This window comes from Pseudarthrobacter sp. TAF60_1, assembly GCF_052113505.1.
GTDB lineage: Bacteria > Actinomycetota > Actinomycetes > Actinomycetales > Micrococcaceae > Arthrobacter.
Genome location: NZ_JBFRDI010000003.1, coordinates 191,836 through 214,106 on the forward strand (window position 1 = coordinate 191,836; position 22,271 = coordinate 214,106).

At 65.2% G+C, this 22,271-nt stretch carries 16 protein-coding genes and 2 tRNA genes; 12 read left to right on the forward strand and 6 right to left on the reverse strand.

All coding sequences use genetic code 11. The features are described 5' to 3' along the window. The first annotated feature begins 27 nt into the window (after nucleotides 1-27). The 3 genes from nudC to AB4Y73_RS04470 all read left to right on the forward strand — a co-directional run bounded on the left by nudC (nucleotide 28) and on the right by AB4Y73_RS04470 (nucleotide 3,938). A complete protein-coding gene (nudC, locus tag AB4Y73_RS04460; protein WP_441869051.1) occupies nucleotides 28-1,050 on the forward strand; it encodes an NAD(+) diphosphatase in 1,023 nt (340 codons plus the stop codon). A gap of 93 nt (nucleotides 1,051-1,143) precedes the next feature. Then, nucleotides 1,144-3,279 carry an ATP-dependent DNA helicase UvrD2 gene (locus AB4Y73_RS04465; protein ID WP_441869054.1) on the forward strand — a complete coding sequence of 712 codons (2,136 nt, stop codon included), beginning with the start codon at nucleotides 1,144-1,146 and terminating at the stop codon, nucleotides 3,277-3,279. Beyond that, the gene (locus AB4Y73_RS04470; protein WP_441869057.1) at nucleotides 3,276-3,938 is read left to right on the forward strand and encodes a M48 metallopeptidase family protein; all 663 of its coding nucleotides are present in this window, start codon (nucleotides 3,276-3,278) and stop codon (nucleotides 3,936-3,938) included. Before AB4Y73_RS04465 ends, AB4Y73_RS04470 begins: the two co-directional genes overlap by 4 nt. A gap of 9 nt (nucleotides 3,939-3,947) precedes the next feature. Here the strand turns inward: AB4Y73_RS04470 and AB4Y73_RS04475 are convergent, their stop codons facing one another. Further along, on the reverse strand, nucleotides 3,948-5,465 hold the full coding sequence (locus AB4Y73_RS04475; protein ID WP_441869060.1) for a zinc-dependent metalloprotease: 1,518 nt from the start codon (nucleotides 5,463-5,465) through the stop codon (nucleotides 3,948-3,950). A 131-nt stretch (nucleotides 5,466-5,596) separates the two neighbouring features. Here AB4Y73_RS04475 and AB4Y73_RS04480 point away from each other — a divergent pair, with 131 nt between their 5' ends. The 5 genes from AB4Y73_RS04480 to AB4Y73_RS04500 all read left to right on the forward strand — a co-directional run bounded on the left by AB4Y73_RS04480 (nucleotide 5,597) and on the right by AB4Y73_RS04500 (nucleotide 11,315). Continuing rightward, nucleotides 5,597-6,790 carry a YlbL family protein gene (locus AB4Y73_RS04480; protein ID WP_441869063.1) on the forward strand — a complete coding sequence of 398 codons (1,194 nt, stop codon included), beginning with the start codon at nucleotides 5,597-5,599 and terminating at the stop codon, nucleotides 6,788-6,790. A gap of 136 nt (nucleotides 6,791-6,926) precedes the next feature. After that, nucleotides 6,927-9,917 (forward strand): UPF0182 family membrane protein, encoded by a 2,991-nt coding sequence (locus tag AB4Y73_RS04485; RefSeq protein ID WP_441869066.1) that lies wholly within the window; start codon nucleotides 6,927-6,929, stop codon nucleotides 9,915-9,917. A 77-nt stretch (nucleotides 9,918-9,994) separates the two neighbouring features. Beyond that, a tRNA-Met gene (locus AB4Y73_RS04490) sits at nucleotides 9,995-10,068 on the forward strand. A gap of 110 nt (nucleotides 10,069-10,178) precedes the next feature. Beyond that, nucleotides 10,179-10,255 (forward strand) — tRNA-Met (locus AB4Y73_RS04495). Between the two features lie 127 nt (nucleotides 10,256-10,382). After that, nucleotides 10,383-11,315, forward strand: a complete 933-nt coding sequence (locus AB4Y73_RS04500) for a cytochrome b/b6 domain-containing protein (protein WP_441869069.1) — start codon at nucleotides 10,383-10,385, stop codon at nucleotides 11,313-11,315. 21 nt (nucleotides 11,316-11,336) lie between these two features. Here AB4Y73_RS04500 and AB4Y73_RS04505 read toward each other — a convergent pair whose 3' ends face one another. From AB4Y73_RS04505 to AB4Y73_RS04515, 3 genes are all read right to left on the reverse strand, one after another. Further along, the gene (locus tag AB4Y73_RS04505) at nucleotides 11,337-12,788 is read right to left on the reverse strand and encodes a cryptochrome/photolyase family protein (RefSeq protein ID WP_441869072.1); all 1,452 of its coding nucleotides are present in this window, start codon (nucleotides 12,786-12,788) and stop codon (nucleotides 11,337-11,339) included. Nucleotides 12,789-12,917: 129 nt separating this feature from the next. Next, complete coding sequence (locus AB4Y73_RS04510; protein ID WP_441869075.1) at nucleotides 12,918-13,709, reverse strand: PspA/IM30 family protein; 792 nt, start codon at nucleotides 13,707-13,709, stop codon at nucleotides 12,918-12,920. A 123-nt stretch (nucleotides 13,710-13,832) separates the two neighbouring features. Beyond that, a complete protein-coding gene (locus AB4Y73_RS04515) occupies nucleotides 13,833-15,878 on the reverse strand; it encodes a TPM domain-containing protein (protein ID WP_441869078.1) in 2,046 nt (681 codons plus the stop codon). A gap of 285 nt (nucleotides 15,879-16,163) precedes the next feature. Between AB4Y73_RS04515 and AB4Y73_RS04520 the strand changes: the two genes are divergently transcribed. The 4 genes from AB4Y73_RS04520 to AB4Y73_RS04535 all read left to right on the forward strand — a co-directional run bounded on the left by AB4Y73_RS04520 (nucleotide 16,164) and on the right by AB4Y73_RS04535 (nucleotide 20,516). After that, a complete protein-coding gene (locus AB4Y73_RS04520) occupies nucleotides 16,164-17,729 on the forward strand; it encodes a S1C family serine protease (protein ID WP_441869081.1) in 1,566 nt (521 codons plus the stop codon). Between the two features lie 245 nt (nucleotides 17,730-17,974). Then, nucleotides 17,975-18,766 carry an electron transfer flavoprotein subunit beta/FixA family protein gene (locus AB4Y73_RS04525; protein WP_441869778.1) on the forward strand — a complete coding sequence of 264 codons (792 nt, stop codon included), beginning with the start codon at nucleotides 17,975-17,977 and terminating at the stop codon, nucleotides 18,764-18,766. Nucleotides 18,767-18,780: 14 nt separating this feature from the next. Then, nucleotides 18,781-19,734, forward strand: a complete 954-nt coding sequence (locus AB4Y73_RS04530) for an electron transfer flavoprotein subunit alpha/FixB family protein (RefSeq protein ID WP_441869083.1) — start codon at nucleotides 18,781-18,783, stop codon at nucleotides 19,732-19,734. Further along, entirely contained in the window at nucleotides 19,734-20,516 is a 783-nt protein-coding gene (locus tag AB4Y73_RS04535; RefSeq protein ID WP_441869086.1) for a PIG-L deacetylase family protein, read from the forward strand. The genes AB4Y73_RS04530 and AB4Y73_RS04535 overlap by 1 nt, the downstream gene beginning before the upstream one ends. A gap of 79 nt (nucleotides 20,517-20,595) precedes the next feature. On the opposite strand, the gene AB4Y73_RS04540 is transcribed toward AB4Y73_RS04535, so the two are convergent. Continuing rightward, the gene (locus tag AB4Y73_RS04540; protein ID WP_441869089.1) at nucleotides 20,596-21,459 is read right to left on the reverse strand and encodes an anti-sigma factor; all 864 of its coding nucleotides are present in this window, start codon (nucleotides 21,457-21,459) and stop codon (nucleotides 20,596-20,598) included. Nucleotide 21,460: 1 nt separating this feature from the next. Next, a complete protein-coding gene (gene sigK, locus AB4Y73_RS04545; RefSeq protein WP_441869092.1) occupies nucleotides 21,461-22,069 on the reverse strand; it encodes an ECF RNA polymerase sigma factor SigK in 609 nt (202 codons plus the stop codon). Nucleotides 22,070-22,271: the final 202 nt, after the last annotated feature.

Below are 22,271 nucleotides of genomic sequence, written 5' to 3' on the forward strand. Positions count from 1 at the left end.
GTCGGTCCGAGTCAGTACGGTGGACACATGAGTTATGCGGAGTCTGCTTCATCGGCCTACCAGGCGCAGGCAGTCCAACTGCCGGCCAACCATTTGTTCGATACGGTACTGCCGGTTCGTCCGGCCGCGGTGGACCGCGGCTCCGTGAAACGCGCCCGGCCGGGCATGGTTGAAGACCTGCTGGCCAGAGACGGAACCCTCGCAGTGGTCCTGGCCGGCCGGCAGGCCCTCATCCGGGCCAACCGGCTGCTCATGCCGGCGTCGCGCGCGGTAATGGCGCAGCTCCAGGATCTCGATACCGTCCCCGAGCAGGTCATTTACCTGGGCGCGGCTCTGCCGGACACGGGTCTGCCTGCGGGCACGGAAATTGTGCTGATCATTTTGCCCGAAACGGTGACGCCGGGGGCAGCGGGAATCCCGTCCGACGCCGAGTGGGCCGGATTCCGGGACATCGCCGCCGTCCTGAACCCCACCGATACGGCGTTGTTTGTTGAGGCCAGCGCCATTGCCAACTGGCACGCCACGCATACCCACTGCCCCCGCTGCGGTGTCCCCACGGTGGTGGAGTCCGGCGGCTGGGTACGCCGCTGCCCCCAGGACAACTCTGAACACTACCCCCGGACAGACCCTGCCATCATCGTGACGGTGGCGGGACCGGACGGCCGGCTCCTGCTGGGCGGCGGGGGACCGCTGGATGCGAAGAACTACTCCACGCTTGCGGGGTTCGTTGAGCCCGGCGAATCCCTCGAGCAGGCAGTGATCAGGGAAATCCATGAGGAAGTGGGCGTTAGGATCACCCGCTGCCAGTACCTGGGCTCGCAGTCATGGCCGTTCCCGGCCTCCCTCATGCTTGGGTTTTCCGCTATTACGGAGGACACCGAGGCAACGCCCGACGGCGTGGAGGTCACCAGGGCGCGCTGGTTCAGCCGGGATGAATTGCAGGACGCCGTGCTCGCCGGCGAGATCACCATCTCCAGCCGCTTGTCCATCGCACGCTCCCTGATTGAGCATTGGTATGGCGGCCGGATCATGGACCGCGCTGACACGTGACCTCGTGGCATGCCTGGCGAGGCGCCGGCAAGCGCTCGGCAGTCCCAACACCGGCAGTCCCATTAATGCAGTCCCAACCACAGAGCAGCAGAAGTGACCACAGAGAATTTTGACAGTGCACAGTCCCTCGAGGAACGCATCCTCGGGGGACTCGATGCTGAGCAGCGGGAGGTCGCCAGCACCCTGAACGGACCGTTGTGCGTCCTGGCTGGCGCCGGCACCGGAAAGACCCGGGCCATTACGCACCGGGTTGCGTATGGGGTGCACTCCGGTGTCTATAGTCCGCAGCGGCTCCTCGCCGTCACCTTCACGGCCCGGGCTGCGGCTGAAATGCGCAGCCGGCTGCGGGACCTGGGCGTGGGCAATGTGCAGGCCCGCACGTTCCACGCCGCCGCGTTAAGGCAGCTGCAGTTCTTCTGGCCGCAAGCGGTGGGCGGCACGTTGCCGAACCTGCTGGACCACAAAGCCCAGATGATCGCGGAGGCGTCCCGCCGCCTCAGGCTCAGCACGGACCGTGCGTCCATCCGGGACCTCGCCTCCGAGATCGAGTGGGCCAAGGTTTCCATGCTGACCCCGGCCAACTACCTGGAGAACGCCCAGGGCCGCGGAACCCCCGGCGGGTTTGACCTGACCGCCGTCGCCCGGGTCTTCCAGTCCTACGAGGACGTCAAGACAGACCGCAACGTCATCGACTTCGAGGACGTCCTGCTGATCACGGTCGGCATCCTGCAGGAGGACCAGAAGGTTGCGGCCACAGTCCGTGAGCAGTACCGGCACTTCGTGGTGGATGAATACCAGGACGTCTCCCCGCTACAGCAGCGGCTCCTTGAACTGTGGCTCGGCGGCCGGGATGAGTTGTGCGTGGTGGGCGATGCCAGCCAGACCATCTACTCCTTCACCGGTGCGTCCCCCAAGCACCTGTTGGGTTTCAAGGCGCAATACCCTCAGGCCAACGTGGTGAAGCTGATCCGTGATTACCGTTCCACGCCGCAGGTAGTGAAGCTGGCCAACGACCTGCTGGCTGCGCGGCGCAGCGGCGGCCCCGTCGCCGATTCGGCGTGGGCAGCCCCGCTCCAGCTGGTGGCCCAGCGGCCGGCCGGTCCGGTCCCGCAGTTCACCGAATGCTCGGACGACGAAGCCGAAGCCGCCACAGCGGCCGTCAAGATCCGGGAACTGCTCGACGCCGGCACTCCCGCCAGCCAAATAGCCGTCCTTTTCCGCACGAACGGGCAGTCCGAAGCCTACGAGCAGGCCCTCGCAGCGGCCGGAATCGGCTATCAGCTCCGGGGCGGCGAGCGATTCTTTGCCCGCAAGGAAGTGCGCGATGCCATCCTTCAGCTGCGGGCAGCCACCCGGGCTGTGGCCGAAACAGCCGTGCCGGAACCCCTGGGCCAGCTGGTCCGCGACATCGTGGCGTCCCTCGGCTACACCGAAGCCCCGCCCCACAACGGCGGTGCCCTCCGTGAACGCTGGGAGTCGCTGGCGGCGCTTGTTGCGCTCGCGGACGAACTGGTCCAGGTCCGGGGAGCGCAGTTCGGCCTGGCCGACTTCGTCAATGAACTCCAGGAGCGGTCCCTGGCGCAGCATGCCCCCACGGTCCAAGGCGTAACGCTTGCCTCGCTGCACGCCGCGAAGGGCCTGGAGTGGGACGCCGTCTTCCTTGTGGGGCTCAGCGAAGGCCTGATGCCCATCTCGTTCGCGGACACTCCCGAGGCCGTCGATGAGGAGCGGCGCCTCCTGTATGTGGGTATCACCCGGGCCCGCGAACACCTCGCCTTGTCATGGTCCACGGCGCGGACGCCGGGCGGCAGGGCCAACCGGAAGCCTTCACGGTTCCTTGACGGGCTCCGGCCCAACTCGGTGGCCAGCTCCAGCGCCCGCGGCAAAGGGCCGGCCCCGCGCCGCAAGGCTGCAGCCCCCGCTACCTGCAGGGTTTGCGGGAGCATGCTGGCCAGCGGAGCCGAACGCAAGGTGGGGCGCTGCAACGACTGTCCGCCCAGCTACGAGGAACAGACCTTTGACGCCCTCCGGCAGTGGCGGAAGGAGATCGCGCTGACCGCCGAGGTCCCGGCCTTCGTGGTCTTTACAGACGCCACGCTGACGGCCATCGCCGAGGCGAAGCCGTCCTCACTGGAGGAACTCGCCGCGCTGGCCGGAGTTGGTCCGTCCAAGCTGGAGCGTTATGGCGAAGACGTGCTGCGGGTACTCGCTGAAAGCAGTGTCCTGTGACCCCGGGGAAGCGCAGCAGGCCGGCAGGTCTGACAACTGCCGACGGAGCGCCGGTGGAAGTGCGGCGGTCGGCCCGGCGCACCCGGACCGTAGCCGCCTTCTGGGAAAACGGGACGGCGGTGGTGGCCATCCCGGCCCGTTTCACGGCCGCCCAGGAGTCCGAATGGGTCCACCGGATGCTGGACAAACTTCACCGGCAAGGGGAGCGGCGTGCAGACAAAGGACGGAAGCAGCCTGCCACGGATGCCGCGCTGGCGTCCCACGCCGCCGCCCTGTCCGCCCAGTACTTCGGCGGCCGGGCAGTCCCGACGTCGGTCCGCTGGGTCAGTAACCAGAACTCACGGTGGGGCTCCGCGACGCCGTCCGAAGGCACTATCCGGCTCTCCGACAAGCTCCGCGCAATGCCGCAGTGGGTCATCGACTACGTGCTGCTGCACGAGCTCGCCCACCTGCTCGTGGCCGGGCACAATGCAGCGTTCTGGAAACTGTTGGAAGCCTATCCCGACACCATGCGCGCCAAGGCGTTCCTGGAGGGCGTCTCCTACGCGACCTCCCGGGGCCTTGGCGCCGCAGGCGTCGGGGCAGGCGAAGGCTCCGGGTCAGGCGACAACTTCAGGCCCGCCGGCGGCGCCGGGCACAGCCACGGCGACGCCGACTAGGCACTCCCGCTAGCCCTTGGGCTGGTCCGTGTCGCCGTCGTCGGCGTCCCTGCCCGATTCGTCCCCGCCTGAGTCTTCCCTGCCGGATTCAGCAGCGCCGGTGCTATCCGTGCCGGAGTCCGCCGTGCCGGTGCCTGCGTCGGGGGAGTCTGCGCCGGGATCACCGGAGTCCTGGGGGGCGTCATCAAAGCCGCCGCTGAGGAGCTTCTGCAGGGCGTCATCCACTTCGCTGTCGCTGGCCTCCGCCAGCTTGCGGCGGCCGCTGAAGCCCTGGGGGTCGTCAAGATCCTCGGCTGTGGGCAGCAGGTCCGGGTGCTGCCAGATGGCGTCGCGTCCGGCAATGCCGCGTTCTTCCTTGAGGACGGCCCACAGGGTGGCTGCCTCACGGAGTCGGCGGGGACGCAGCTCAAGCCCCACGAGGGAGGCAAAAGCGTGTTCAGCGGGGCCGCCGGTGGCGCGCCGCCGCCGGACCGTCTCACGGAGGGCGGCCGCGGAGGGCAGCATCTTCTCCGTGGCCGAAGCCGTGAGCTCATCCACCCAGCCTTCAACGAGCGCCAAGGCTGTCTCGAGCTTTTCCAGTGCCTGCTCCTGGGCGGGTGTCCGCTGCGGCATAAAGACGCCCTTGGACAGCGCCTCCTGAATGCCTTCAGGATTACCGGGATCAAGGTCCCGGGCCAGCTCCTCGATGCGGGAGGTGTCGATGTGGATGCCGCGGGCGTATGCCTCAATGGCGCCCAGGAGGTGCCCGCGAAGCCACGGGACCTGGACGAACAGGCGTGCATGCGCCGCCTCGCGGACGGCGAGGAACAGGCGGATGTCGTTTTCCGGCAGGCTCAGCCCTTCGCCGAAGGACGCGACGTTTGACGGCAGCAGGGCCATTTCCAGGTCGGCCAGGGGCACTCCGATATCAGTTGAGCTGACGACGTCTGCGGAGAGTGCACCGATGGCCTGGCCCAGCTGCATGCCGAAGATTGCTCCACCCATGTTCTGCAGCATGGACGATGCCCCGCCCATCATGGACTTCATCTCTTCAGGCATCTGTTCGGTCATGGCGCTGGAGAGAGCATTGGCGATGCTGTTGGCGACGGGTTCGGTGAGCCGCTTCCATGTTCCAAGGGTGGCTTCCACCCATTCGGCGCGGGACCAGGCCCGGCCGATCAGGCCGGTGGCGGGGAGGTCGGTCACAGGATCGAGCCAGAGTTCGGCAAGGCGCAGGGCTTCGTCCACTTCCCGGCTCTGCTGGGACGTGACGGACGGGTCCGCGCTGCTGGCTGCGACGCGTCGGGCGTTTTCGTGGGCGAGCTGCCAGTTCACGGGCCCCTCCGAGGGGGCGCTCATCATGGCCTGGACTTGGGAGAACATCTGGGCCAGCAGGTTGGGGTCATCCGGCAGGCCGGCCGCCTTAGCCAGTTCGGCGGGGTCGAAGTTTTCCATACCCTTGCCGCCCATCAGGTTCTGCAGCATCTCGGTCAACGGATCCTTGGGCGTGTCATCGCCGTCGGACGGATTGAGTGGGTTGGAGGTCATGGTCCCGCCGATCGTCAGTTTGAGCGTTCACTTCACGGTACCCCGGGCGGCGGCGGCTGTCTGCCGGACAGGGCGGACGTTCGCTCTAGGCAAAGAGCCGGCTGACAGCGCCACCGCGTAGTGTTGGTGCAGTGACTACAACCCGTGGCGAACACCCACACGAGGACCACACTCCAGAGTTCGACGACGGCGCAAACGCGCCTGCCGGACCTCCCGAAGGGCCTGCGGCCGGCGTTGCCCCTGCCGGGCATCCTGCCCCCCGGACCACCCGGCCCGGGGACAGGCGGGTGTCCGTCATGATGCTCTCGGGAGTACTCGCCGCGGGGCTGGGGATAGCGGCTGCCACCATTCCGGTCCCGTATGTAGTGGAACGCGCCGGGCCCACGTTCAATACGCTCGACAGGTCCGGAGAGACCCCTGTCATCGGTGTCACGGGGCACGAGACCTACCCGGCCAAAGGCAACCTGGACCTGACCACGGTTTACGTCGAGGGCGGACCCAATGGCCCCGTCAGCATTCTGGGAGCCTTCGGCGCGTGGCTGGACAGGTCCAAGTCCGTGTACCCGCAGGAACTGATTTACCCCACAGGCACCACCAAGGAGCAGGCGGAAGAACAGAGCTCCGTGGCCATGACCACATCCCAGGAGAACGCCGTCGCGTCGGCACTGAGGGAGCTCGAGATTCCCTTTGGCCAGCAACTGCAGGCCGCGGGGCTCTCGACCGGATCGCCGTCGGCCGGCAAAGTCGAGAACGGTGACATCTTCGAGACCATCAACGGGAAGCCCATCACGTCCCTCGCCGTGGTGCAGGAGGAACTGGCTGCCGGCAAGGGCGCGCCTGTCACCCTCGTGGTGCAGCGGGCAGGGGAGTCCGTCACCCAAACCATCACCCCAAAGGACAACGGTGCCGGCCGTTACATCCTGGGAATCATGCTGAAGTATCTGTTTACATTTCCCTTCGATGTGAAGATTTCCCTGGACAAGGTGGGCGGCCCCAGCGCCGGTCTGATGTTCGCGCTGGGGATCGTGGACACTGTCACGCCGGGAGACCTGACCGGGGGCAAGCACATTGCCGGTACCGGAACCATCAGTCCCGACGGCACCGTGGGCTCTATCGGCGGGATCCGGCAGAAGATGCTGGGTGCGCGCGCCGGGGGAGCCACGCTGTTCCTCGCCCCCGCAGATAACTGTGATGAGGTGGCGGGCAACGTGCCGGACGGAATGCAGGTGGTTAAGGTGGGGAACCTCGACCAGGCGCGATCCGCCGTCGAACTCGCCGGATCAGGTCAGGACACGGCCGGTTTGCCGTCGTGCACCAGCAACTAGACTGAGCCCAGGAACTAAGCTTTACCGCCACTCGTGGCAGATATGACGGACGTTGCCACACGCTTGACCGGTGCCGGACGTCAACCGCACGCACGCTCCTAATGTAAATCTGACGATCAGCTATGAGGTACCGAGTTTGTCCCGTCCCACCAGCCCCATCCCGCCCGGAAGACCCCCATCACGACGCGGGGCCCTGACACCCACCCTGATAGTCGTTGCCCTGGTAGTTGTGGGCTTCATCTTCTTCGCCAATGTGTGGACTGATGTCCTGTGGTACCAGCAGCTCGGTTACTTCGAAGTGTTCCTCACCGAGAACCTCTCCCGGATCCTGATCTTCCTCGCTGGCTTCGCGCTGATGTTCGCGGCCGTCTTTTTTGCCATCCGGATCGCCTACCGGGCCAGGCCCGTCTACGCGCCCGACTCCGAAATGCGTGACAACCTCAACCGGTACCAGGCCCAGCTTGAACCGGTCCGCCGCGTCGTGATGGTGGGCCTGCCCATCCTGTTCGGCCTGTTCGCCGGCAGTGCGGCGGCTAGCCAGTGGCAGAAAGTTCTGCTGTTCATCAACCAACAGCCGTTCGGCAAGGAAGACCCGCTTTTTAAACTGGACATCAGTTTCTACGTGATGACCCTGCCGTTCCTGGGATTTATCACCGGGTTCCTCATCAGCGTGGTGGTGGTGGCCGGCATCGCCGGCATCCTCACCCACTACCTCTATGGCAGTATCCGCCTGATGGAACGCGGCGTGTTCACCAGTCGGGCCGCGCAGATCCACCTCGCCGTAACTGGCGCGACATTCCTCATCCTGCTGGGCGTCAGCTTCTGGCTGGACCGCTATTCGGCGCTTCAGAGCAACGGCGGCCGCTGGGCTGGCGCCCTGTACACCGACGTTAACGCCGTTATCCCCACCAAGGCGATCCTCGCGGTCGCGGCCGTCCTGGTGGCCATCCTCTTCATCGTCGCGGCCGTCATCGGCCGCTGGCGGCTGCCGGTCATCGGTACGGCCATGCTGGTCATCACCTCGATCCTCGCCGGTGGCGTGTACCCGTGGGTCATCCAGCAGTTCCAGGTGCGGCCTTCCGAGCAGACGCTTGAGAAGGACTACATTGAGCGGAACATCCAGAGCACCCGGGCGGCATACGGCCTGGACCAGATCCAGGTGGACCGGTATAACGCGACGAACACGGCCAACACCGGGGCGCTCGCCCCGGACGCCCAGACCACAGCCAACATCAGGCTCCTTGATCCCAACCTGATCTCTGATGCGTTTGCCCAGCTGGAACAGTACCGGCCGTACTACCAGTTCCCCAAGTCGCTAAATGTTGACCGCTACGAGATTGACGGCAAGATCCAGGACACCGTCATCGCCGTGCGCGAGCTGAACCCGGTCAACGTTGCCACGAACCAGCAGGGCTGGCTGAACCAGCACGTTGTCTATACCCACGGTTACGGCGTGGTCGCGGCCAAGGGAAACAAGTTCACCGTTGACGGCAAGCCGGAGTTTCTCCAGTCCGGAATTCCTTCCACCGGCGTCCTCGGCAACGACTCAACGTACCAGCCAAGGATCTACTTCGGCGAGAATTCTCCGGAGTACTCCATTGTTGGTGCTCCCGCTGGCGCAACCCCTCGTGAGCAGGACAGGCCCTCCGGTAAAGAGGGCGAGGCAGACAACCAGTACACCTTCGAAGGCAACGGCGGCCCGAACGTGGGCACCTTCTTCAACAAGATCCTCTACTCCATCAAGTTCCAGTCCTCGGACCTGCTGCTGTCCGATGGCGTCAATCCGGAGTCCCAGATCCTGTACGACCGCAATCCGCGGGAGCGCGTCGAGAAGGTTGCGCCGTACTTAACCGTGGACGGCAACGCGTACCCGGCCGTTGTGGACGGCAGGGTCAAATGGATCGTGGACGGCTACACCACCAGCCAGTACTACCCGTACTCGCAGCAGGCGCAACTCTCGGCGGCCACTGCAGACTCGCAGACCTCCGCCGGGCGGACGGTGGCGCTGCCCAATAGCTCAGTGAACTACATCAGGAACTCCGTCAAAGCCACGGTCGATGCGTACGACGGTGCGGTGACTTTGTACGCCTGGGATGACCAGGACCCCATCCTGAAGGCATGGCAGAAGGTCTATCCCACGTCCCTGAAGCCCTACTCGGAGATGTCCGGGGATGTGATGAGCCACGTCCGTTACCCGGAGGACCTCTTCAAGGTCCAGCGCGAACTCCTGGGCCGCTACCACGTGACGGAGCCGGGCAGCTTCTACCAGGCGAAGGACGTCTGGAGCGTTCCCAACGATCCCACCGTGTCCACCGACGTTAAGCAGCCGCCCTTCTACATGTCACTGCAGATGCCTGACCAGAAGGCGCCAGCATTCCAGCTGACGTCCTCCTACATTCCGCAGATTGTCAACGGCACCGCGCGAAACGTCCTCTACGGGTTCCTCGCCGCTGACTCGGACGCCGGTAACCAGAAAGGCGTGAAGTCTGACAACTACGGCAAACTCAGGCTGCTCCAGATTCCACCGGAGATCCAGGTTCCCGGACCGGGCCAGGCCCAGAACAAGTTCAACTCGGACCCCACCGTGTCCCAAGCCCTGAACCTTTTGCGTCAGGGCGCGTCGGAGGTGCTTAACGGCAACCTGCTGACGCTGCCGGTTGGCGGCGGCATTCTTTACGTCCAGCCAGTTTACCTGAAGTCCACCGGCGAGACGTCGTACCCGACGCTGCAGCGCGTGTTGGTCGCATTCGGTGACAAGGTGGGCTTCGCCCCGACGCTCGACGGCGCGCTGAAGCAACTCTTCGGCGGTGATTCCGGTGCAGCTGCCGGCGACTCTGCCAACACCGGCCGGACGCCTGCCACGCCGGGGGAGACTCCGCCTGTCAGTGCGGGCGCCCAGGCTGACCTCAAGGCAGCCCTGGAGGCGGCGAACGCCGCCATCAAGGCGGGCCAGACGGCTTTGGCCGGCGGTGACTTCGCTGCCTACGGGGAAGAACAGAAGAAGCTGGCTGCCGCCCTGCAGAAGGCCCTTGACGCCGAGGGGAAGATCCCGGCGCCGGCCCCGGGCGCCACCCCGGCCCCGGAAGCCACACCATCAGCCACCCCCTCGCCTTCAGCAGCTAACTGACGGCGGCCCAGCGAGATACACATCACGCCACCAGGATTTGGCCTCCCGTTCACCGGACGGTAGAGTTGATCTTGCGACGCGGGGTGGAGCAGTTCGGTAGCTCGCTGGGCTCATAACCCAGAGGTCACAGGTTCAAATCCTGTCCCCGCAACTGGCGGAAGGTCCGGATCCTGGAAACAGGGTCCGGACTTTCTGGTTTAAGCCGGCCAACGGCGGAGTGGTAATTGCCTCCGCCGAACTAGGGTATTGTTGATCAAGCGACGCGGGGTGGAGCAGTTCGGTAGCTCGCTGGGCTCATAACCCAGAGGTCACAGGTTCAAATCCTGTCCCCGCAACCATATGAAAGACCCCGACCGGGAGTTACGCCGGCCGGGGTCTTTTTTTGCCCGAATGCTGGTGGTTCCTAGTATTCTCGTTCAGAGCCGTTTGAGCACTGGCCAGTCATTCTCGAGAGGAATGTTTTCGATGTCCACACCCACGAAGAAGCCCGCCTCTGCGGCGGGCAAGCGGTCCAGGCTCTACTGGGGTATCCCGGCCGTTCTTGTGGTGCTGGTGCTGGTGGTGTTGCTCGCCAAGTGGATGACAGAGCTGCCGGCGGTGGCCTCGTTCCTCACCGACTATCCGGGCCACTCGGAACTTCCCGACGGTGCGCCCGTGGGCTTCCCGGCCTGGCTGGGTTGGCAGCACTTCCTCAACGGTTTCTTCCTGCTTCTGATCATCAGGACCGGCTGGCAGGTGCGGACCACCACCCGTCCCAGCGGACACTGGACACGTAACAACAAAGGCCTGATCAAAACCAAAAACGCACCCACCAAGATCACCCTGGAGCTGTGGCTGCACCTCACTCTGGACGCCCTCTGGATCCTTAACGGCCTGGTGTTCGTGATCCTCCTGTTCGCTACCGGCCAGTGGATGCGGATTGTGCCCACCAGTTGGGATGTCATCCCCAACGCACTTTCGGCGGCACTGCAGTACGCCTCGCTGAACTGGCCCACTGAGAACGGCTGGGTCAACTACAACGCCCTGCAGCTGCTGACCTACTTCGTCACTGTGTTTATTGCCGCGCCACTCGCGTTCATTTCCGGTATCCGGACATCTCCTGCCTGGCCCAAGAAGGCAGCGGGCCTCAACAAGGCCTACCCCATGGAACTGGCACGCGCCATCCACTTCCCGGTGATGGTCTACTTCGTGGCCTTCGTCGTGGTGCACGTCTTCCTGGTGCTGGCCACCGGCGCGTTGCGTAACCTGAACCACATGTACGGCGGCAGCGACGACGCCGGCTGGTTCGGATTCTGGGTATTCTTGGCGTCGGTCGCCGCAATGGTCGCAGCCTGGTTCCTGGCGCGTCCCCTCTTCCTGCGGCCCATTGCCTCCCTGATGGGCAAAGTCAGCCGCTGACGCTGCTCGGCGGAATGTGCCTCAGCCTTGAGTGTCCTTAAGCCTTTGATAGGTGGCCAACGCTCGCTCCCGGGACTCGGGGAGCCCCACCACCGGAGCGGGGTAGCCCTGGAGACCGGGCGCTTTCCACGGCTCGTGGATGGCCTTGCCGTCCAATGGGGCAAGCTCGGGGACGAACTCGCGAAGGTACCTTCCCTCCGCATCGAATTTCTTGCTCTGGGTCACCGGGTTGAAGATCCGGAAATAGGGCGACGCGTCGGCGCCTGAGCCCGCCACCCACTGCCAGTTCGCCGGATTGCTGGCGGCATCGGCGTCCACCAGGGTATCCCAGAACCACGCCTCGCCCAGCCGCCAGTCGGCAAGGAGGTTCTTGACCAGAAACGACGCCGCTGCCATCCGCACCCGGTTGTGCATCCAGCCCGTCTGCCACAGCTGCCGCATCCCGGCATCCACCAGCGGATAGCCGGTCCGCCCCTGTTGCCATGCCTCCAGTTCCGCTGCGGTGGGATCCTGCCAGTCGAAGCGGTCAAACTCCGGGCGGTAGTTGCGCGTCGCCAGCTGCGGGTTGACGTAGAGCAGCTGCCAGCAGAACTCCCGCCAGCCGAGCTCGGACCGGAAGATCCCGACGTCGGGCGTTGCCTCGCGGGGAAAGCGGAGGCGGATCTCGTGCCAGACCCGGAACGGACTGATTTCGCCGAAGCGCAGGTGCGGAGAAAGCCGGCTGGTGCCTTCCACCCCGGGCACATCCCGGCCGGTGCCGTACTCCTCCACCGGTCCGTCCAGGAAATCGTCCAGGCGGCGGTGAGCCCCGGCCTCCCCGGGTTGCCACGTCCGCGCCAGGCCGCCGCTCCAGTCGGGGGCCACGGGCAGCAAGGACCAGTCTGCGAGGTCGTCACTGCCCACGCGCCCTGCGCCGGTGCCGGTGCTGGTCAGGCTGCCGGGGGATGGGAGGTGTACGGGCGCATCCAGAGGCTTGCGGGGTTCGCCTGACGCCCTGCAGGCCCGCCAAAACGGCGTGAAGACCTTGTAGGGGCCTCCGCTGCCGGTAGTGATGGTCCATGGCTCGTAGAGCAGGTTGGCTTGGAAGCTTGCGGCCTCGATGCCGTTCTCCGCCGCCCAGGTTTTGATTTCTGCGTCCACGGCCCGTTCAGGCCCGCCGTAGCGTCGATTCCACAGCAGGTGCTTGGCGCCGGTTTCCTCTGCAAGCTCGCGGATCACCGGTCCGGCCGGTCCCCGCCGAAGGACCAGCGCCGAGCCGGCATCATTCAGGGCCGCCGCAAGGGCCGCCAGGGAGTGGTGCAGCCACCATTTGACTGCAGCACCCAGCGGCCGGACTCCCGGGGATTCCTCGTCGAGAATGTAGACCACGGTGAGCGGCATGCCGATGTCGACGGCGTGGGCAAGGGCGGGATTGTCGTCCAGCCGGAGGTCATCACGGAGCCAGACGATGGTGGATGCGACGGGGGAGGCCATGGCCTCCACGCTACACACTTACACCGGCCGCCGCGGAGGGTGCCGCAGGGCGGGTGACACAGCAGGGGCCGGAGTTCAGCGTGAACTCCGGCCCCTGCTGGACCCGGCACATCGGCGGGCCGCTACTGGCTACAACTTGTCAAAATCAGCTTCGTCCACGGTGGACCCTGACGGGACTGACGAGCCCGAGGCGCCGAGGGCCGGCTTGGCACCGCCCGACTTCAGTGCGGCCAAGCGGGCCTCGATCTCGGTCTGCTCGCCGAGGTCCTCAAGCTGGTTGAACTGGGCGTCCAGGCTCGACGCAGCAAGTTCCTGCTGGCCGCGGACCTTCGCCTCCTCGCGGCGGATCTTCTCTTCGAAACGGCCAACCTCGCTGGTGGGATCCATGAAGTCGATGCTCTTGATGGCATCGTGTACCTGGGACTGCGCTGCGGCCGTCTTGGAGCGGGCAACCAGTTCGTTGCGCTTGCTGGTCAGCTCGTTGAGCTTGCCCTTCATCTGGTCGAGGCCGGTCTTGAGCTTGTCCACCACTTCGCGCTGCGAGGCGATGCTGGGCTCTGCTCCCTTGGCCTCACTCTCGGCGGACATCTGGCGCTGCAGGGCCACCTTGGCGAGGTTGTCGAATTTCTCGGCATCGACGGTGTCGCCGCCGGCCCGGTATTCGTCGGCCTTGCGCGAGGCCGCCAGGGCCTTGTTGCCCCAGTCCTGAGCATTCTTGACGTCCTCGCGGTAGTCGTCCTCGAGCATCCGGAGGTTTCCGATGGTCTGGGCAACAGCGGACTCAGCCTCGGCGATGTTGTTCGTGTAGTCCCGGACCATCTGGTCCAGCATCTTCTGCGGATCCTCAGCGTTGTCCAGCAAAGAGTTGATGTTTGCCTTTGCAAGCTGCGCGATGCGGCCGAAAATGGACTGCTTAACCATGGTGTTACCTTTCGTCCTGCTCAATGGTGGCCACTGGAATCAGTGAACAGTTGTTGTACCGCTAGAGTTCGACGCCGGGGATGCCCCGGCGACGACAAGCCTTGTTGGACTAGAAACTTCGGACTAGAAATCCCCGCCTCCACCGGAGTCGCCGCCCCAGCCGCCCATGTCGCCGCCGCCGAAACCGCCGCCATCTCCCCAGCCGCCCCCGTCGCTGTGGCCTCCGCCCCAGCCGCCTCCTCCACCGCCGTTGAGGATGGAGTTGATGAGGATGCCGCCCAGGATGGCGCCGCCGAGCCCGCCGCCGCCTCCGCCGCGACCGCCAAACATACCGCCGCCGAAGCCTTGGTTGGCGTATCCGCCGAAGTTGTCGACGTCGGACTGTGCCAGTTGCGCTGCCTGCGCTGCGAGGGCGTGCGCCTGCTGGGCGTACGTGAGCGCGGTGACGGGGTCGTTGCGTGAAATGGAGAGTGCGTAGTCAAGGTTGCGCTGCGATTCGGCAAGCCGGGTACGGGCTTCTGTGCCTACGCCACCGCGCCGGGCGGTGATGTAATCGGACGTCGCGCTGATCTGGGCCTGTGCCGACATGATGGTCTGCTGGAGTGAGGCCTGGGCGCGGCGAGCCTGGTCCTGCTGGTTCCGGATGCCGGTGAGGGACTGGTCGAGGGCCTGATGTGCTGTCTCAACGCGCTGCAGGGTAGCAATGGGATCGATCTTTCCACCCTGGATTTCGGTCTTCACCTGTCCCAGGGCCGCTTCAACGCCCGCCACCGGGCCGGCCAGTTCAGGGTGTTCACCGGACTGGATCATGGCTTTAGCCTGGGCAAGGTCCTGGGAGGTTTCGACGACGGCCGCCTCCAACCCGTTCCGGGCCTCGTCCAGGCTGGCCGACACCTTGGCAATGGCGTCCAGCAGGACGTTGGTCTGATGCAGGCTTTCTTCGGAGGCACGCACAGCCACAGCGGCCAGGCTGCCTTCACCGGCCGTGAGCTTCTCCTGGGCGGTGGCGGTGGCATTCTGTACGAAGGCGAGGCGTTCCTTTGCCTGCGTGATGTTGTCCGCGACCTGCACCAGCGCGCTGTCGGCATATTTGGCACGCAAGGCTGTCAGTGACTGTTCCGCAGTGGCGATCTTGGCGTCGGCCTCCTGGGCGCCTGCGCTCACGGCTGCCAGTGCCTGGGGAGCGTTCTTCTCCAGTTCGCGCAGCGAATCGAAGTCCGCCTTTTGCTCCTGGAGCGACGCGAGGGCTGCTTCTGAACGGCGGATGATCTCGCCGTACCAGCTGCGCTGCTGTTCCTCAGTGTCCGGGATGTGATCGTCCAGCTGCTGCTGGAGCTTGAAGGACTCGGACATGTGGGCTTTGGCTTCGGCCAGCGCTTTCGTAAAGTTGCCTACCGCGGCGTCGCCGTACTGTGCCTGGGCGAACCCGAGCTCCTGCTCGCTGGACTTGATGGCGTCGTCGGCTTCGATGATCAGGGGGCCGCTCTTGAGCCGAAGTTCCTCGATGCTGAGCGAAGCCAGGGGATCGAGTTCGGCGCCCTGGGGTCCGTAACTGGCGCTGGATGCCTGGGCTGCCTTCTTGCGCCTGTTGCGGAAGTAGAGGTACGCGCCGGCGCCCCCGGCAACAACGACCCCAGTTCCTACCAGGACACCTGCACCTGCGCCGTCACCAGGGACGTTGCCGCTGCCGCCGCCCGCAGCGTCGCCGAGGGCCGCTGCGGTATTAATGGCTGCTTGGGCGTAGTTGTCGTTGGCGAGCTGCGGGCCAATAGCCTTGTTTTTGATGTTCTCGATTTGTGCCGCGGTGATCTTGCTGTTGGATGGTTTGGCCAGGTTGTACTGTCGTGTGTCTGTGGCGACAGCGAAGACCAGTGCATTGGGTCCAAGCGAAGCTTTCTTGGCAACCTCGTCTGCCCATGCAAAGCGATCAGCAGGGTTCTCGAACTTTTTCACGATCACGACGTGCAGGACGGTGGCATGGTCTGTCCCAAGCTTCTTGATAGCAGCCTGAACATCCGCTGCTTTGGAGCCGAGGACGCCATTGGGATCCACGATTTTGGTCACTGGGTCAAGGGTAACCGGCGGTTCGGCCCACGCCGCGCCGGCGGGAACCGCGAGCAGCCCTGTCAGGCCGATCACGGCGAGGATACGTTTGAACTTTGACCGCATGTGCAACCCTTCAGCACGCCTGACACCGATTCAGGACGAATCAACGTCTCAGAAAGCAGCAGCGCCCCCACGCGTAGTGTAAAGCCGCAGGTCGCTGTGGCAATTCCTTTTGATTCTATGGTGCACCTTTGGGGGCGTCCACCGCGGCGAATATGCCACCAGCGAAACCCCGAAAGGGGCTGAGCGCCCGCAAAGGCGGCCTTTCAGGAACCTCCCAGCCAACGTTCGCCCCAGTTCCAGTCAGACGGTACATAGTTAATGCAGACGAGGATGAAAGGAAGTCCAATGACTGAGAACCCAATCCCGGGTGCAGCGCCTGATGACCGGCAGCCGGACGGGACCCGAAATCCGGCCCAGACCCCTGCGGAGGCCCGCAGCGGCACTGGCGGTCACTCCAATCCGACTGAGCGGCTGGACCGCTCCGGGGCGCAGGACAACGCCACGCAGCAACTGCCCGGTGCGCCCCGTCCGGTTTATCCTCCCCGCGAGCCGTTCTACGGCCAGCCCGCATACAGCCAGCAGTCCCAGAACCACCAGCAGCACAACCAGCAGGCTCCGCATGGCGCACAGTCAGGGCTGCCAGGCGGCTACACGGGCCAGTACAACCCGGGCCAATACAACCCCAACCCCGCTGACGCTCCCCGTCGGAAGGCCTCCTTCGGCGTCGGAACCCTGGTGGCGAGCATCCTCGCCGCCGGACTCGTTGGCGGCGGCGTGGCCACCGTCGGTTCGGGTGCCCTGGTTAACAGTTCACCCTCAGCGGTGGGCAGCACCAGCAGCCAGCCCGGGACGGTCATCGTCAACAACAAGGATGATGTCAACGCCATTACGGCTGCCGCACTGAAAGCCACCCCCAGCGTGGTGACCATCAGCGCCTCCAGTGGCAACGCTGGCGGGACCGGCTCGGGCATCGTCCTGGACGACAAAGGGCACATCCTCACCAACACCCACGTCGTGACCTTGGACGGCCAGACAGCCAACGCGGCCCTGGAGGTCCGGACCAGCACTGGAAAGGTCCTCAAAGCCACGCTGGTGGGCACGGATCCGCTGTCTGACCTTGCAGTGATCAAGGTGGACGACACCTCCGGGCTCACCCCGGCAACCCTTGGGGATTCCGGCAAGCTGAATGTCGGTGACACCGCAATCGCGATCGGCTCCCCGTTGGGTCTCACCGGCACTGTCACGGACGGTATCGTCTCCACCTTGAACCGGACCATCAGCGTGGCGTCCTCTGCCGCGCCCAAGAACGGGGACAGCTCGCAAGGCGGCGACCAGGGCTTCCAGTTCGCGCCTCCGGGTGGCGGCCAGGGTAAGAGCACGGCCAACCAGGGATCAATAGCCATCAACGTCATCCAGACTGACGCCGCCATCAACCCGGGCAACTCCGGCGGTGCGCTGGTCAACTCGAAGGGCGAAATCATCGGCGTGAACGTGGCCATCGCCTCCGCCGGCTCCGATTCCACGTCCTCGTCCTCGAGCGGAAACATCGGTGTGGGCTTCAGCATCCCCATCAACCACGCAAAGCGGGTGGCGCAGGAGATCATCGATACCGGCAAGGTATCCCATGGCCAGCTGGGCGTCAGCGTGCGGGACAAGTCCTCGGGCAGTTCATCCAGCTTCTCGGTTGGAGCGGACGTGGCTACGGTTGAACCAAATTCAGCAGCCGCCAAGGCTGGCATCAAGGTAGGGGACGTGATCACCAAGTTCAACGACCTGACCGTCAGCGAGCCTAACCAGCTGACGGCCGCAGTCCGCGAACAGGCTGGCGGATCCACGGTCAAGGTCACCGTCCAGCGCAACGGCCAGGAGCAGACATTTGACGTGACCCTGGGAACGGCCGCGGAGCAGTAGGAACGGAAGCAAAAGGCGCTGAACCAGGAGCAAACGACGGCGGCGGTCACCACGGTGATCGCCGCCGTCGTCCGTCTCCAGCAAACGCCACCGGGCGCTGACACAGGCGTTAACGGGACGGCAACGGAACACGACTATATGGTTAGCTAGGATCTACCCGTACCCCGGGCGTTCCGAGGCCATGACCCCACCCGGCTGGCTGTCCACAAGCATGGAAGGCTGCTGTAAACACAGTGGAAGAGACATTGAAGATCATCGTCCTGGTCAAGCATGTACCGGACGCCCAATTCGACCGCCACCTCAACGGGGAGGGCTACACCACGGACCGCGACGAAAGCATCCTTTCGGAGCTGGATGAATATGCGCTGGAGGCTGCCCTCCAGCTGGCCGAGGCCCGCGGCGGCGCCAAAGCAGGGAACCAGGTCATCGCGCTGAGCATGGGCCCGGCCGGCGCGGTCAACGCCGTCAAGAAATCGCTCCAGATAGGTGCCACCGAAGGTGTGCACCTGACGGACGACGCCCTGGCGGGTTCGGACGCCGCAGCCACCTCGCTCGCGCTGGCGGCCGCCATCCGCCACATCGGCGGGGTGGACCTTGTCCTCACCGGCATGGCCTCCACCGATGGCGAAACATCCCTGGTGCCGGCCCAGCTGGCCGAACGCCTCGGCCTTCCGCAGGTCACCTTCGCGTCCTCGCTGACGGTCGACGGCGGCCGGCTCACCGCCCGCCGCGACGCCGACACCTACTCTGAGACGGTCGAGGCCCCGCTGCCCGCCGTCGTCTCCGTGACGGACCAGATCAACGAGCCTCGCTACCCCAACTTCAAGGGCATCATCGCCGCCAAACGCAAGAGCATCACCACGCTCTCACTGGCGGATATCGGCGTGGACCCGGCACAGGTGGGCCGCTCGGGATCCTGGACCAACGTGACCACCGCCGCGGAACGGCCGCCGCGCACCGCAGGCACCATCATCACCGACGAAGGCGACGCCGGCATCAAGCTCGTCGACTTCCTGGCCGCCCAGAAGCTGCTCTAAGAGGGATCACAGACATGGCTAACGTACTTGTATTTATTGACAACCCCGGAGACGCCCTGAAAAAGAGCAGCCTGGAACTGCTGACCGTGGGCCGTGCCCTGGGTGAAACCGCGGTCGCCGTCAACGGTGACGTGCAGCCGGCAGTAGCGGCCGCATTCGCCGAGTATGGCGTCACCGCGGTCTTCCAGCCCTCCGCCGCAGACCTGGACGACTACCTCGTGGCGCCCAAGGCGGCCTACCTTGCGGCCGCCGCCTCAGCAGCGGGCGCCAGCACAGTACTCCTTGACAACTCACCCGAAGGCAAGGAAATCGCGGCGCGGCTTGGCATCAGGCTCAACGCCGGCGTGATCACCGACGTCGTAGCGGTCGACGCCGATGGCACCGCGCACAAGTCTGTCCTCGCCGGGTCCTACAACACGGCTGCCAAAGCCACCACCGCGATCTCCGTGCTGACGTTGAAGGCCAACAGCATTACCCCGGAGCCGGCCTCGGCTCCCACTGCCCCGGAGTCTTCCATCGTGGAGGTGCCCGGAGACGGCACTGCAGCGGCTGCCCGTATCACCGCCCGCGAGCAGAAGGTGGCCAGCGGCCGTCCCGACCTCACCGACGCGCGGATTGTTGTTGCCGGCGGACGCGGCCTCGACGGCGACTTCGGCCCTGTCGAGGAACTTGCGGATGCGCTGGGTGCAGCGGTGGGTGCCTCCCGCGCGGCCACCGACGCCGGCTGGATCAGCCATGACGCCCAGGTAGGCCAGACCGGGAAAACCGTGTCCCCGCAGCTCTACATCTCCGCGGGCATCTCCGGGGCCATCCAGCAGAAGGCCGGTATGCAGACGGCCAAGGTCATCGTGGCCATCAACAAGGACGCTGAATCGCCCGTTTTCGAGATCGCCGACTTCGGCATCATCGGGGATCTCTTCGACGTCCTGCCCCAGGCCACGGAAGAAATCAAGAAACGCAAAGGCTGATGGTGGCTGAACCCGCTGCCCCGGCACAGAGCCCGTTCGACCCGGCCAAACACCGGGTCGAGCGGGTGCTCTGTTTCGCAGCCCACCCGGACGACATCGACTTCGCTGCCGCGGGCACCATCGCCGCCTGGACAGCGGCCGGAGTCCACGTCAGCTACTGCATTATGACCGACGGCGACGCCGGCGGGTTCGATCCGGCTCACCGGGCCGAGATCATCTCGCTCAGGGCCGCCGAGCAAGCCCGGGCGGCCAAACTTGTGGGCGTCACCGATATTTTTTACCTGCACCAGCGCGACGGCTACCTGGAGCCGACGCACGAGGTGATCAAAGGTGTGGTGAAGCTGATCCGCGAAGTCCGCCCCGACGTCGTGCTTGCCATGCATCCGGAACGGAACTGGAACCGCCTCCAGAAGAGCCACCCGGACCACCTCGCCGTGGGGGAGGCCGTCACCAGGGCCATCTATCCCGCCGTAGAGAACCCCTTCGCCTACCCGGAACTGGCCGAGGCCGGGCTGGCGGCCTACAAACTTCCGTGGCTGTGGCTGTACGCCGGGCCGGATGAGCGAGAGAACCATTTCGTGGACGTCACGGACCACGTGGCTACCAAGCTGGACGCCATCCATGTGCACGTCAGCCAGCATCCCGACGTTGCCGCCATGGAACTGGTGGTCCGGAGCGGACTGCTCGCCAACGCCCGGCGGGGCGGCCTCGCGGATGGCCGCAGCGCCGAAGCGTTCCACGTGGTGGCCGTCAACGGCCCGGGGACCATCGCTGGCTTCTGAGGAGTTTTTGTCCAGATAATGCGCCCTGAACGTCGTCTGGACCGCATTATCTGGACAAAAACTCCCGTGGTCGGGGCTGTCAGGCCCCCAGCGGTGCGGCTGCCACGGTGGGGAAGGTCGGGGCAGCTGAGCCGCCCACCGGTTCCACGGTGATGCCCAGGGATGCCGCCGAGGCGATGCCCTTCACCACGGCAGGCTTGGACAGTGCTTCCTTGTCCATCAGGCCCTGTGACACCGGTGCGGAACCGTCCTTGGGGATCAGCCACATTTGGTAGACCTTGCCGGCCGGCGGTGCGGGCACGTCTTTCATCTTGACCACCAAGGCGTCCTCCGAGGACGAGATCAGGACCGTTGCCGTTCCGCCTGCGGCCACCGGCACCGAAGCCTCGCGGACATCCTGGGCGCGGACCACCTGGTTCAGTGGATCGTTTTGGTCGGCGACGTAGCTGCCTACCGCGACGCCACCGAGGGCGATTACCGCGGCGGCTGCCGCAGCGGCGAACCATCTGCGGGCGCTGCCGGGCCGGCGTCGTGATTCCCGCCTTGCCCTGGCCTCAAAAAGCTCATCCGTGACTTCTGCCTGAGGATGACCTGCCGGCGGAACGGCCGCCGGTGTAACAGACCCTGCGACGGGCAACTGGGCGAGCGAGGGCAGCTGCGCCACGATGCGGTCGAAGAGATCCGCGGGGGGTTCCTCCTGCGCGGTAAACGTGATGGCCAGGGTTTCCCGCGCCTGGCGGACACGCTCCAGGAAGGAATTGCGCTCCTCCGCCGGGGCGGCGGAGATGTAACGGTCGATGGCTGCGCGTTCGCTATCAGTGACAGCGTCCAAGGCATAGAGCTCGGCCAGGTCCACGGCCCGCCCGGAATCCAGGTCAGCAGCAATTTCCAGGCCGAAGGACCCGGGACGACGGGCGCCACCCTGACTGTTCATTTCTGTCATCTCAACTCACCCCCAGACATGTCTTCAAGCGGATCAGTCCGTCGCGGATGCGGGACTTGATGGTGGGAACAGCCGCATTGAGCTTCTCCGCGACTTCCCGGTACGTGAGGCCGCCGTAGTAGGCGAGCCGCACGGATTCCTGCTGTGTATCGGTCAGCGTTTCCAGGCACCGGACCACCGCCTCGGCTTCAAGTTTGCTGTCCACTTCGGCCGATACCGAATCGTGGTCCACCTCCTGGCTGCTGGCGCCGTATTTTGCCTCGCGGTCAGTAGCCGACTGGGAGGAACGAACCTTGTCCACTGCCCGGCGATGGGAAATGGTCATCAGCCAGGACAGTGGACTGCCTGCTTCGGGGTTGAATTTCCCGGCATTCTGCCAAACTTGGAGGAAAACCTCCTGGGTAGTGTCCTCGCTGAGTTCGGGATCGATGAGGACACGGCGTGCCATGCCGAAAACCCTGCGCGAGGTCAACTGGTAGAACTCGGCAAACGCTGCCTGATCGCCCTCGGCAACCCGGGCAAGCAGGCCGCCCAGGCGCTGGCTTAGATCCGCCGGAGAGTCTGTGACTGCGGCCGGTGACTCGAAGTTTGGGGCGTTGGGAGTTTCCATCACTATCAAGCATAGGTCTCCGGGCGGTGGATCCGGGGAACCGACGCCGGGGCTGCGCCAAGCAGCGGACGAGGCAGTTGGCTCAAATGCCGGCCGGGCCTGTAACAGTCTCACCCGTCGCTCCTTCATCGTCCCGGAATTGCTGTCAGGAGTGATTCGGTGCAGGCAGGCTGGCGGATGGGCCCCGATGGGCTCCAATGCG

Bases quoted from the DNA above. Each gene is read 5' to 3' on its own strand.
- nudC (WP_441869051.1), top strand. From the start codon at position 28: ATGAGTTATGCGGAGTCTGCTTCATCGGCCTACCAGGCGCAGGCAGTC.
- AB4Y73_RS04475 (WP_441869060.1), bottom strand. From the start codon at position 5,465: ATGACCTCCAACCCACTCAATCCGTCCGACGGCGATGACACGCCCAAG.
- AB4Y73_RS04500 (WP_441869069.1), top strand. From the start codon at position 10,383: ATGTCCACACCCACGAAGAAGCCCGCCTCTGCGGCGGGCAAGCGGTCC.
- AB4Y73_RS04505 (WP_441869072.1), bottom strand. From the start codon at position 12,788: ATGGCCTCCCCCGTCGCATCCACCATCGTCTGGCTCCGTGATGACCTC.
- AB4Y73_RS04510 (WP_441869075.1), bottom strand. From the start codon at position 13,709: ATGGTTAAGCAGTCCATTTTCGGCCGCATCGCGCAGCTTGCAAAGGCA.
- AB4Y73_RS04515 (WP_441869078.1), bottom strand. From the start codon at position 15,878: ATGCGGTCAAAGTTCAAACGTATCCTCGCCGTGATCGGCCTGACAGGG.
- AB4Y73_RS04520 (WP_441869081.1), top strand. From the start codon at position 16,164: ATGACTGAGAACCCAATCCCGGGTGCAGCGCCTGATGACCGGCAGCCG.
- AB4Y73_RS04530 (WP_441869083.1), top strand. From the start codon at position 18,781: ATGGCTAACGTACTTGTATTTATTGACAACCCCGGAGACGCCCTGAAA.
- AB4Y73_RS04535 (WP_441869086.1), top strand. From the start codon at position 19,734: ATGGTGGCTGAACCCGCTGCCCCGGCACAGAGCCCGTTCGACCCGGCC.
- AB4Y73_RS04540 (WP_441869089.1), bottom strand. From the start codon at position 21,459: ATGACAGAAATGAACAGTCAGGGTGGCGCCCGTCGTCCCGGGTCCTTC.
- sigK (WP_441869092.1), bottom strand. From the start codon at position 22,069: ATGGAAACTCCCAACGCCCCAAACTTCGAGTCACCGGCCGCAGTCACA.